Genomic DNA, 12104 nt, shown 5'->3' on the forward strand with positions numbered 1-12104 from the left:
AGGACATGGGAATCCGATTGAGTTCTGGTGCGGGCAGTAATTGGACGTTTATTGCATGAACCGCCACCCCGGAGCTATTGAGTTCATTTAATATAGCCGTTTAAGAACGCAGCGTTGGGCAATTCGATCATGAGCAAAGTGGTACAAGTCAAGCTTAACCAATCAGCGGAGGAAATCGTCGCCAAAGCGAGGGAAGCGGCGCGCGACAAGGGCATTCATTTGATCGGCGACGAAGAAAGAGGACAGTTTGCCGGTAATGGAATCGAGGGCCATTACCATATCAGCGGCGACACGCTTTCTATTCGGATTTCTAAGAAGCCGTTTATCGTTCCGTGGAATCTGATCGAAGCTGCCGTGCGGAATTATTTCGCTTAACGGCGGTGCGTCGTTAAAGCCGCAGCCAAAGCTCATAGCAAGAGCCGAAACGCCGGATCTCATCATGGGACCCGGTCCCGCACGTGATGGCCGACGGTCATTATCCGCCCGAACTGTGGCTGAAGTGGACATCAAGGCTTCGTTTGAGTTTTTGCGGCAACTCCGGCAGAGACGAACGCGGTACCAGAAAAGTCGTGAGAACAAACAAATCTCTAAAAATTCTTTTCTCTTCCATCATTTCGCGAACATAATCGTGGCGAACGCTACCTCCCGGTCCGACTTTATTTCCCAACATGTGTTGCTCGAATAATGAACGATTGATGCGCCAACCGATCAATTGGTCATCAATATCCATCAACCGTTTAAGCACTCGAAAAGGGACCTGCAAAAGCGGTTCATCCCGGTAAAGAAGGAGAAACAAGGCGGATAGGACGGCTGCTTGGCGGAATTGGAATACCCCCTCATCCCGCAGCAATTCGTATTCCTCCGGCTTAAACAATGCGTCGAACCGGTAACGGCCGTTTTCCAGCTTGCTGAGCTGCCCCCGACGATCCCAACCGGACAGTGAGCGGTTGTTCTGTACCCATTGATAATCCTGTTGCAGCATGTCATGCACCAGGCGGCGGTAATGCGGCCAAAACTCGCCCCCTTCCGGATTCCGAAAAGGCATATTGGCAAGCCAATTATCGACTGCCTCGAACAAGGTCTTTTCTTCACGCGCTTTCAGGAGAGCCTCGCGCTCTTCAGACCGAAATCGATCGAACGAGTCCGGAGTAAGCTCCGTGGCCAAACCAAGACGAAGCTCGATTTCTCGGAGCTGGCCGCTCTCGAATACCGAGCCCGAAAACAGATGATCGCGGAAATCGAGAAAATCGAGCGGAGAAATCGTTTCGAGCACCTCGATCTGACGATTGATAATCTTCTGGATCGCCACTAGGCGACCGAGGCGGGCAGCGATCAAGCCGACTTTCTGTCCGTCCAAGGGAATCGCCGAGAACAATTCAAGCACTGATTTCAGCTCGTAGAGGACTTCCTTGAGCCAAAGTTCGTGAACCTGATGAGCGATAATGAATAAGGTCTCGTCATGGACCTCTCGATCATCCCGCCCGCTTTCAGGACACTGGGCGTTTAGAAGGATATCGAGCCGTAAATAGTCCGAATAGTTGAACTCTTCCGTAGATCTTCTCATCGTGAACCCTTTTCCCTAGAGTCGTGATTCGAAGCAACTCCTTGATCGGGGGCTGCATGTCCGTGTATACCGATCGACGACGCCGTCAATCCAGCTGTCGGCGGTTCCCCTGATATCGACTTTCGGACCGGCCGACATGAGCCTTAAATTTACACGCAAAGCAGCGCCAGTATTGACCTTCGAAAAATCTTCAGTCTATGCGTGAAAATACGAGCATGGATCGCCCTAAGCGCCATAAGAGACCGGGCAAGCGAACGAGAGGCGGTTTCTTTATTCGAAAGATCGGGCTCAGTCGACCCATGAAGACAACGTCAATCGCCCCGGCAGATTATAGTTACCCGGATAGCTATAGATGGCCTGACCATAGGCCGGGCTCACGTATTGCACGTTGAAAGCCGTTACCGTATCCGGTCCGACTCTCGGATAGCTATATATCGATTGTCCATAAGCCTTATTCACGTAAACGATTTGCGGATTCTTCACTTCGAAGACTATGCTTTCGGGAACTAAATAGCTATAGATCGCATTATTGAACGCCTTATTGAGGTAGATGAGTCCGGGTCGAAACTTTTGATCCAGTTCCGTGTTATGCCGGTCAAGCTCAGCCGCAACGAGACCGCCCGCGAACAGCGAAAATGCTACCGATATCACGGCAATCAGTCTTCTGGGGATCATGGCACACCTCATCATTGTTATTGACCGCCATACCCTTCGACTGTCAAATTCACAAGAATGTTTCTGATCCGCCAGCGCGCATTAACGGGACATTTGCGATTGGAAGGGTCGCCCTGGCGCTCCCAGGCCGACCGTCTGCGATTGGATAGCGTCAGCAGCAGGGGGTTGTGCGAAATGCGGGCTCGAATCTGCTAATTAACTCAGTACACATCGATCGCGTCCGGTTTTCTTCGCTTCATAAAGCGCCTTGTCCGCCCGTTCGAAGAGAGATTCCGACGTGTCGCCGTTCCGAACCTGGCTCATTCCGCAAGACACGGTAACCTGAACCGGCCGTCCTTGCGAATTGAAACCGCAGTGGGCAATTTTTTGCCGAATCTGATCGGCAATCCGGAGTGCGGCGTCTCCATCGGCGCCGCATAAAATCATCGCGAACTCTTCACCGCCTAGGCGCGCTACGAAATCCGTCTGCCGGATGGATTTATCCAACTCTTGGGCGACCGTCACCAACACTTTGTCCCCGGCCGAATGTCCAAAACGATCATTGATACCCTTGAAATGATCGACATCCCACAGCAGTAGCGACAAAGGCTGTTGAAAACGCTGCGATCGGGCAATCTCTTGGGCAATACGATCCTGATAAGCCATACGATTAGGCAAGTTCGTCAAGGAATCCCTAAGTGCCATGTCATGCGCCAACCTCAACTTGGAACGCAATTCAGCCGCCTCGAGCTCCAATTCCTGAAGCCTGCGAGTCAACTCGCCGAGTCTTCCGGTGGAGTCCCGCAAAAGGCCCAATTCGCGATCACGATTGGTATGCAATTGTTGCAGCAGCCCGCTCAATCCGTTGTTCACTAGCACCTTAAGCTGATCCACTTCGGTGATCACTTCCATCTTCGAGCGCAAGTTCTCAAACTGCAGCGAGAAAGAGGAGTGTTCTGCCTCACGATCGCGAACGAAGGCCTTAGTGCTGGCATCCACTCCGATCGCATCATGTCCCAATTCAGTCAAGCGGCCGGATAAGCCGGCCAGAAAATACTCGATTTCCAGTTGCTCTTTTTGAATGAACGTTTTTACGTCGCTTAAGAAACCGATAGCCTCGCCGAGCAGGCTTTCGAGTACTTCCGTATCCGATTCCGATTTCAAACGCGTTTTGATCTGTTCTGCCTGCTGCCTAAAGTTCAAAGGAAGATCTATGACATCCAGCAGCAGTAGCAAACGATCGCGGACCGGACCGATTTCGACCGTTTCTCCCTCCGACTTTTTGTTCGTTTGAAGCAATCTGCCAAAAAATCCCGGTTTTGCCGCTTTGTCAGAAACCGAAATCGGTGTGTCGTGACGCAAAATCTCCCGTAATTCGGAAAGCAACCATTTCCAGTCCGCTATTTCGCCCCGGCCGACTTTTTGTTCGAGCAATGTAATCGCTTTTGTTTCTTCGTCGCTTATTGCAAGTTGCTTTGCAAAGCGAAACAGAATTCCGCTTTCCTGCTTAACAGGCTTGTTGTTTCCGCCCCTATCCTTTACGTCCCGCAACAGCGTTTCCGATATGTCGTTTAACTCGGCCAGGCGCTTTTCATTCGAAATACCTTTCCTCAACAGGTCGCGGATATAAAGGAGGTGAGGATCGATCGCGGGATCCAGCCCGCTGGTCGCCAGGGTCAGGCGAATAATGGTGCGGCACAGTAATTTCTCTCGCTCGTCCGTTTTCTGCCGGGATCCCGTCGATTCATCGGCCAGCGTTGTGTGTCTCGCTTTCCAGTATTGCGGATCATCTGATTTGAGGTTGTTCATAGTCGTGTCTGTCGCGGCGTGAGGTGCTTGCCTTCCAAAGAAAGGAGGACTGAAACGGGTTCTTACAAAGTTTAATCGGGATCGAGAATGTCGCAGCGGTATTAACGACACTTATTGCAAATAAGTAGAAATTTCTTTCTGAATTAAATGTAAGCACGGTACATTTGTTGAAATGATGTTATTTCTAATTAAAAAACAATAAGCTACGAAATCCCTTATTGTGGATAAAAATCATCGTACACACGGGTAAGAACTGTGGACAAATGTAGATGAACCGTTGCTCTCTCGGCTCGGAACAGTTTGCTAACAGGGTTTTGGATATATTCTGCACATGCCGGCTCGAGGTTCCGGAGGAGTCGGCAGAAGAATTTGCACAGAGCTGGAATCGACATCCTGGCAGGCACGAATGGCGTTTTTTCGGCTTGCGGGCGGACTGTCGAAGAGCGGTTTACATGAACTGTTTTTGGCAAATCCGGCCTAAAACGAATCTTCTGCGACCGGTACAATAGCCAGCCTTACTATTGTCCGAATCATCATTCCATGAAATATCGCGATCTTCGTGAATTTATTCTCCATTTGGAGTCGATCGACGAGCTTAAACGCATAACCGTGGAAATCGACCCGAACCTCGAGATGACCGAAATATGCGACCGGACTCTCAAGGCTGGCGGTCCGGCACTACTGTTCGAACGGCCGACCGGATCGCATGTCAGGGTGCTGGCCAATCTGTTCGGGACGCCCCGCAGGGTCGCTTTGGGGATGGGGCAGGAATCGGTCGAAGCGCTTCGTGAAGTTGGAAAGCTTCTGGCTTTTCTCAAGGAACCGGAACCGCCGAAAGGCATGCGCGACATGTTCGATAAGCTGCCAATGTTCAGGCAGGTGCTGAACATGCCGGCCAAGGAAGTGAAGAACGCGCCATGCCAGGAGATCGTTTATGCCGGATCGGATGTCGACCTCGGCCGTTATCCCATTCAAACGTGCTGGCCGGGAGATGCGGGACCATTGATCACCTGGGCCTTGGTCATTACCCGAGGTCCGCATAAGGAAAGGCAGAATTTGGGAATTTACCGGCAACAGGTCATCGGCAAAAACAAGGTCATCATGCGCTGGCTCGCGCATCGGGGCGGCGCGCTGGATTTCAAGGACTGGCAGGAGGCCCGCCCCGGCCAGCCGTTTCCGGTTGCCGTCGCATTGGGCGCGGATCCCGCCACCATTCTCGGTGCCGTGACGCCGGTGCCGGATTCGCTTTCGGAATACGCCTTCGCGGGGCTCTTGCGTGGCGCCAAAACGGAAGTGGCCAATTGTCTTCTGAGCGATTTGCAAGTGCCCGCGACGGCCGAAATCGTCTTGGAAGGTTTCATCTATCCAGGCGAAACGGCGCCGGAGGGCCCGTTCGGAGATCACACCGGCTATTACAACGAGGTCGAGGAATTCCCCGTTTTCACCATCGAGCGCATCACGCAACGGGAAAGCCCGATCTACCACAGCACGTATACGGGACGTCCTCCGGATGAGCCGGCCATTCTGGGCGTTGCCTTGAACGAAGTCTTCGTGCCTATCCTGCAAAAGCAGTTTCCGGAAATCGTCGATTTCTATCTGCCGCCGGAAGGCTGTTCTTACCGGCTTGCCGTGGTCAGCATGAAGAAACAGTACCCTGGCCATGCAAAACGGGTGATGTTCGGCGTATGGTCGTTCCTGCGGCAGTTCATGTACACCAAGTTCGTGATCGTTGTGGATGAGGATATCGATGCGCGGAATTGGCAGGATGTGATCTGGGCGATGACGACTCGCATGGATCCTGCGCGCGATATCGCGTTGATCGAAAACACGCCGATCGACTATCTGGATTTTGCCTCGCCGGTTTCGGGTCTGGGTTCGAAAGTCGGGTTCGACGCGACCAATAAGTGGCCCGGCGAAACGGTTCGCGAATGGGGCCAACCCATCGCGATGACGGAGGCCGTTCGGTCAAAAATTGATCAGCTTTGGGATAGTCTGGGCATTTAAGCGAGGCCTCTAAGCGAAATGTAAACGGTCACGCAATCGGCGCCGCCGCTATCTCTCTATATTTCAAAATGACTAAGTATTTTTCGATGCCGCGTTTTCTTTGGCCGGTAATACTCTTTTTAATGCTGGTATCCCACCTCGGGCTCAGCCAGTCGGCCGAGGTTGAACAGGCGCGCCCGTTGAACGAGTTGGTGAAGGATTGGCAGAAAGTCCTGGACCAGGCCGAAAAGGATTTGGCTAAACCCGACGTCCCGGACCGCCGGCTTGCGGCTCTGCGCGAAGAGCTGACGACCATGCAGCTCGATGCCCGCAGGGCATCGGACGAAGCCTTGCCGGAAGTACAAGTGATTCGAGACGAACTCGCTGCCTTGGGGCCGCCGCCGGCCGAGGGAGCGCCGCCCGAAGCGCCGACCGTGGCGGCCAAGCGCAAAGCCATGAACGAACGCCTCGCTGCGGCGGAAGGCGCAATCAAAGAGGCCGAGCTCATCATCGCTCGAGCCGGGCGACTCGCGGGTGAGGTCAAGACCTTGCGGCGTATCCGTTTCACCGAACACGTCTTGAAGCGGGGCATCTCGCCGCTGACGCCGGCAGTTTGGCGAAAAGCTTGGTCCGAGTTGAGTACCGGATTTAGCGTCATCGCGCAAAACCTTCAGCAGTGGCGGTCCAGCGATACCTTTGCGCGAGATGCCCGGGCCATCGGTTGGCGTCTGGCCTTAGGCGTAGGCGTCGCGATCCTGTTGGCGTTTCCCTTGCGCAGGGCTTTGATTCGAAGATTCGGCTATATCGAAGTCGAGGCCGAACCGACTTATGGCCAGCGTTTGAGAACGGCTTTGTTCACAGGCTTTATTCGGGCTCTGTTACCGTCCGCGGCCGTTTTGGCGCTTTTCCTGAGCCTGTCTTATACCGGATTGTTGACCGAGCCGCTGCTGGCCGTGGCTCGGACCGCTTTGCTCTCTCTGATTTCGCTGTTTTTCGTGGCAGGCTTTTCCCGTGCGGCGCTGGCCCCGTTCGAGCCGGAGTGGCGCTTGGTTCAAATCCATGACGAGGGAGCCCGGGCTATCAGCCGCACCGTGAACGGCTTGGCTTTCGTATTCGCTCTCGACCGGGTATTGAGCGAAATCGGGACCCAGTTCAATGCCTCGGTCGAATCGACGCTTTTGCAAAAATTCCTGTTCGGCTTGCTCATTGCAGCTTTGCTGCTGAGTCTGCTGCGTCGCAGTATATGGTTCTCGCCCGACAGACCCCCGCTCAGCCCGACCTGGCAGCGTCTTCGCTTCGTGTTGAAGGTCCTCGTTTATGCGATTCCGGTATCGGGCTTGCTCGGTTACGTGGCGTTGTCCCGTTTGCTGGCCACACAGCTGGTGTTGACTGCCGGGCTTTATCTGTCCGTGCTCCTGTTGCGCAAGATCAGCTACGAACTCATCGACGACGTCTTGAGCAAGACATCGCCCTTGGGGGCCAAGCTCCGCAGCAGCCTCGCCCTGAGCGACGACGGCGCCGAGATGCTCAAGTTTTGGCTGAGCGGAACCGTTGGCCTCTTAATCCTGGCCATGGGCGTGGTCCTGCTGTTGGTATTGTGGGGAGCCGCAGGCAAAGATCTCACCGCCTGGCTTCACAGCGTGTTTTTCGGCTTCAAGGTCGGCAACATCACGCTATCCCTTGCCGACATGCTGCTGGCCTTGGCGCTTTTTGCAGGGCTACTCGCAGCCACCCGGATGATTCAGAAAGCGCTGGACCAGCGTATCTTTCCGCGGACGCGACTGGATGTCGGCATCCGGCATTCGATCCGTTCCGGAACCGGCTACGTCGGATTTACCGTCGCGGCGATGCTGGCGATCTCGACCTTAGGTATTGACCTGTCCAATCTGGCCATCATCGCCGGCGCACTATCCGTAGGTATCGGTTTCGGCCTGCAGAATATCGTCAACAATTTCGTGTCCGGGCTGATTCTGCTCATCGAACGCCCGATCAAGGCCGGCGATTGGGTCGTGGTGGGCGATCACCAGGGTTATGTGAAGAAGATCAGCGTGCGCGCGACCGAAATCACGACCTTAGACCGCGCTTCGGTGTATATCCCGAACTCCACGCTGATTTCGGGCGCGCTGACGAACCGAACTTACGCCGACAAAGCGGTGGGGCGCGTCGTGCTGCCGCTCGGCCTGTCTCATGACACGGATGCCAAGCGAGTACGGGACCTTTTGCTGAAGATCGCGCTAGATCACCCGGAAATCCGTCGCATTCCGCCGCCGGTCGTTTTGTTCAAAGGGTTCGCGGAAAGTACCCGAAACTTCGAACTGATCGCGCTTCTCCACGATGCCGGAAAGGTCGATTCAGTGACCAGCGATCTTTGTTTCGAAATCGACGAAATATTCCGCAAGGAAGGAATCCCGATTCCGTTCCCGCCTCGGAATTTGAACCTGAATCTTAACGGCGAGCAGTTGCAGCAGATCCTGACGGTGCGCGAGGAAAAAACACCGCCAGGGAATTGAACCCGGATCACTCCGACTGATCGCCCGCCGGATTGTCCGAATAGCGGAGCGCTTCGGTCAAGTGAGGGTCGATGATGCTTGCCATGATTTGATGCAGCTTGGGATTTGCCGTCAGCACGTTACCGGATTCGAAGTATTTGTCTTTCCCTTCCAAATCGGTAACGATGCCGCCTGCTTCCTGAATCAGGAGAAGGCCGGCAGCCATGTCCCATTTTTTCAGGCCGATTTCCCAGAAACCGTCCAACCGCCCTGCTGCCACGTAAGCGAGATCCAGAGCCGCCGAGCCCGCGCGCCGGATTCCGGCCGTATCTTTCATGAGATCGCGCATCATGCCCAAATAGGCCTCGACGTGACGCTGATCCTTGAACGGGAAACCCGTACCCAGCAACGCCCCCTTCAGGCCGTTTTGCTTGCTTACCCGGATACGCCGATTGTTGAGCGACGCGCCGGCGCCTCGGGCCGCCGTAAACAGCTCCTGGCGCAATGGGTCGTAGATCACGCCCTTTTCGATGCGCCCGCGGTGGAGCAGAGCGATGGATACGCAGAATTGAGGAAACCCGTGCAGGAAATTGGTGGTTCCATCCAAGGGATCGATGACCCAGACGAAATCGGTCTTGGCCGGGCCTTGCCGACCGCTTTCTTCCCCTAGAAAAGCGTGAGTGGGATAAGCTTTCTGCAAAGTGTGGATAATTTCACGTTCCGCCTGGCGGTCCACTTCGCTGACGAAGTCGTTGCGTCCCTTGGGCGTGATCGTAAGAAGGTTCACCCGGTCCATCGAGCGAACGATAATATCGCCCGCCGTCCGAGCCGCGCGAACCGCGATAGTGAGCATGGGATCCATATTGGAATCGGCGCTGGTTAAAAAGCGGTTTAGGGTATCAAATTTCTGATAGTATTTTACCTTTTTTGGTTATAGCTCTCGCTGAAGCATGAATCGCTTGTCCCATGTCAGGATCGTGCTGGTTGGAACCACGCATCCCGGCAACATCGGTGCGGCGGCGCGCGCCATGAAGAACATGGGGCTGCGCGATTTGGCTCTGGTCGCGCCCAAGGTCTTTCCCAGCGGAGAAGCGACGGCGCGAGCATCCGGTGCCGACGATATTCTGTCCGAGGCGCGGGTTTGCCGTGACTTGCAGGAAGCCATCGGCGATTGTGCTTTGGTTGTCGGGGCCAGCGCACGGCTCCGCACCATTTCCTGGCCGCAGCTCGATCCGCGGGAATGCGCGAAACAGGTCACTGCGGGTAATACGAAGACTGCGATTTTATTCGGGCGGGAACATTCGGGTCTGACCAATGAGGAATTGGAGCGATGTCACTATTTGCTGCATATTCCCTGTGATCCCGAATTCAGTTCGCTGAATGTCGCCGCGGCGGTTCAGATCGTGGCTTACGAGCTTTTTCTCTCAGCTCAGAAACACGCTCACACCGACAATAACGGTCCAGCCCTGGCTACGGCGGCTGAAATGGAATCCTTTTACGGACACTTGGAACGCACCTTGTACGATCTCCGATTTCTCCACGAAAGAAAGCCCGGACCTTCGGTGATGCGCCGGCTCAGGCGAATCTTTAACCGAGCCATGCTGGAGAAGAAGGAAATTCATCTTTTGCGCGGTATCTTGACGGCCGTTCAGCTTCGAATACGACCCCCGGCGTGAACCCTTATGTGGCAACGATTGAAAGAAGAATTCAGCTGTATTTTCGACCGTGACCCGGCGGCCCAATCCTATTTCGAAATTTTCACCACCTATCCGGGGGTGCACGCCATTTTGGCTCATCGATTCAGCCATCGATTGTGGAATTTCGGGCTCAAATGGCCGGCTCGATTCATCTCGACCTTGGCCCGCTGGTGGACGGGTATCGAAATCCACCCCGGAGCGCGGATCGGAAAGCGGTTCTTCATCGATCACGGCATGGGAGTGGTCATAGGTGAAACGGCGGTGATCGGCGACGACTGCACGCTATATCACGGCGTGACGCTGGGGGGCACGTCCTGGAAAAAGGGAAAGCGGCACCCGACCTTGGGCAATGGCGTGGTGGTCGGCGCCGGCGCCAAAATACTCGGTCCGATAACCATTGCCGACGGCGCCCGTATCGGCTCCAATTCGGTAGTACTGAAGAGTGTCCCTGCCGGCGCCACGGTGGTGGGCATCCCCGGTCATGTGGTGAGTACCGACCGCCAAGCCCAGGAAGCGCGCCGTCAGGCTATCGCCAGCAAACTGCGTTTCGACGCTTATGGTTTGACGCCCGACATGCCCGATCCGGTGGCTCACGCGATCAATCACATGCTCGATCACATACAAGCGCTGGACGAGCAGATCGAGGCGCTAAAGCGCGCTCTCAAGCAGCAGGGTATCGGCGTTTCGGAAGCGCCATTGCCCGAACTGGAGCATTGCGAGCTGAAAACGGGCGAGGAAAAATAAACAAATTCAGCCCCGCGGCTATCGGGAGTGGCGATGCCGCTATTTTTCCAGTACTTGAAAAATCTTGTTCGCCCATCCGACACTTTCGAGATGAATCTTGCCTATTCGGGATAAGTCCAGGTTCTCGAAACGCACCTCGTCCAGCTTCCAACATTCGTAGTTGATGGCGCAACTCAGGGCCTCTCCAGCCAATCCCGCGCGATGCACTAAGGCATCTTTCACCTCGCTCGATAGCGGCAGGCCGCCAACCGCGTCATCCAAGGAAGTCTCCAGCAGCTGGTCGATGGTGGACATCAGGCCTACCAGGAAGAATTGCTCGCTGTTCGGCAACTTGAGGAACGCGGCGAGAGATTCGCACATTTTTGCTCGAATCAAAGCGATTTTGACAATCTCTCTCGGCCGGTCGGGAAAATTCGCCAGGCTGATCAACGATGCCCAGCGCTGGACTTCGCGGATACCCAAATAGGTAATCGCGAATTTCAGCGAATCGATCTGTTTCGGCAGCGCGTAAAATGCGGAGTTGATGTAGCGGAGCAGTTTGTAGCTGAGTCCCACGTCCATCGAAATCGTGCGCGCGAGTTCGGGTATCGAGATGTTCGGCCGATTGATTTTTGCCAACAGCTGTAAAACGGCGTGTTGACTGGTTTCCAACCGTTTTCCCCGCACCATGTTCGGCCGGCTGAAAAAGAATCCCTGAAAATACTGGCAGCCCAGCTCCCGATACTCCAGATATTGCTCCTGCGTTTCCACCTTTTCGGCCAGGAAGCGGACCGGCAGCTTCTTCAGTCGTTCCATCACACATCCGCTCGCAGACGGAGTGACCATTTGGATGTCGAACTTGATGAAATGGGCCATTTCGATCAAAGGCTGCCAACGCTCTTCAAATACAAAGTCGTCAAGCGCGATCTTATAACCCTGTTGAACCAGGCCTCGCACGGCTTGAATCAAAGCCTCGTCGATGTGGACGTCTTCCAGTACCTCGATAACCACCTTATCTTTGGGGAGCAGCAAAGGGGTTTCGGAGAGCAAGTTCTCCCGAGTGAAATTAATGAAAGCCAGTTGTGCTCCGACGATTTGATCCAACCCGTATTCAAGCAAGCTGTCCACGACGATTTGATTGCTGGCGGCGGTTGGTCCGAACGTCTCAACGGTATCTCCGTTTAT

At 54.7% G+C, this 12104-nt stretch carries 10 protein-coding genes; 5 read left to right on the forward strand and 5 right to left on the reverse strand.

The window, feature by feature from the left end:
* Positions 1 to 129 precede the first annotated feature (129 nt).
* Complete coding sequence (locus ABJK70_RS12045) at positions 130 to 375, forward strand: hypothetical protein (RefSeq protein ID WP_077728286.1); 246 nt, start codon at positions 130 to 132, stop codon at positions 373 to 375.
* Between the two features lie 100 nt (positions 376 to 475).
* On the opposite strand, the gene ABJK70_RS12050 is transcribed toward ABJK70_RS12045, so the two are convergent.
* The 3 genes from ABJK70_RS12050 to ABJK70_RS12060 form a co-directional block, all read right to left on the reverse strand.
* Positions 476 to 1564 carry a tryptophan 2,3-dioxygenase family protein gene (locus tag ABJK70_RS12050; protein WP_077728287.1) on the reverse strand — a complete coding sequence of 363 codons (1089 nt, stop codon included), beginning with the start codon at positions 1562 to 1564 and terminating at the stop codon, positions 476 to 478.
* A 288-nt stretch (positions 1565 to 1852) separates the two neighbouring features.
* Positions 1853 to 2239 (reverse strand): hypothetical protein, encoded by a 387-nt coding sequence (locus ABJK70_RS12055; protein ID WP_086133817.1) that lies wholly within the window; start codon positions 2237 to 2239, stop codon positions 1853 to 1855.
* Between the two features lie 195 nt (positions 2240 to 2434).
* A complete protein-coding gene (locus tag ABJK70_RS12060; protein WP_347258102.1) occupies positions 2435 to 4027 on the reverse strand; it encodes a GGDEF domain-containing protein in 1593 nt (530 codons plus the stop codon).
* A gap of 540 nt (positions 4028 to 4567) precedes the next feature.
* Here ABJK70_RS12060 and ubiD point away from each other — a divergent pair.
* Together ubiD and ABJK70_RS12070 are read left to right on the forward strand one after the other, a co-directional pair.
* On the forward strand, positions 4568 to 6031 hold the full coding sequence (ubiD, locus tag ABJK70_RS12065; protein WP_086133819.1) for a 4-hydroxy-3-polyprenylbenzoate decarboxylase: 1464 nt from the start codon (positions 4568 to 4570) through the stop codon (positions 6029 to 6031).
* A 122-nt stretch (positions 6032 to 6153) separates the two neighbouring features.
* A complete protein-coding gene (locus ABJK70_RS12070; RefSeq protein WP_347258103.1) occupies positions 6154 to 8520 on the forward strand; it encodes a DUF3772 domain-containing protein in 2367 nt (788 codons plus the stop codon).
* Between the two features lie 7 nt (positions 8521 to 8527).
* Here ABJK70_RS12070 and ABJK70_RS12075 read toward each other — a convergent pair whose 3' ends face one another.
* Entirely contained in the window at positions 8528 to 9361 is an 834-nt protein-coding gene (locus ABJK70_RS12075) for an inositol monophosphatase family protein (RefSeq protein WP_077728292.1), read from the reverse strand.
* 88 nt (positions 9362 to 9449) lie between these two features.
* Between ABJK70_RS12075 and ABJK70_RS12080 the strand changes: the two genes are divergently transcribed.
* Both ABJK70_RS12080 and cysE read left to right on the forward strand, forming a co-directional pair.
* Positions 9450 to 10175 (forward strand): RNA methyltransferase, encoded by a 726-nt coding sequence (locus ABJK70_RS12080; protein WP_347258104.1) that lies wholly within the window; start codon positions 9450 to 9452, stop codon positions 10173 to 10175.
* Positions 10176 to 10181: 6 nt separating this feature from the next.
* Positions 10182 to 10940, forward strand: a complete 759-nt coding sequence (gene cysE, locus ABJK70_RS12085; protein WP_077728294.1) for a serine O-acetyltransferase — start codon at positions 10182 to 10184, stop codon at positions 10938 to 10940.
* Between the two features lie 39 nt (positions 10941 to 10979).
* On the opposite strand, the gene ABJK70_RS12090 is transcribed toward cysE, so the two are convergent.
* Positions 10980 to 12104: HDOD domain-containing protein (locus ABJK70_RS12090; protein WP_347258105.1), on the reverse strand; the 1125-nt coding region annotated here is incomplete at its 5' end.

It is taken from the genome of Methylocaldum sp., assembly GCF_039794385.1.
In the GTDB taxonomy this organism is placed as follows: domain Bacteria; phylum Pseudomonadota; class Gammaproteobacteria; order Methylococcales; family Methylococcaceae; genus Methylocaldum.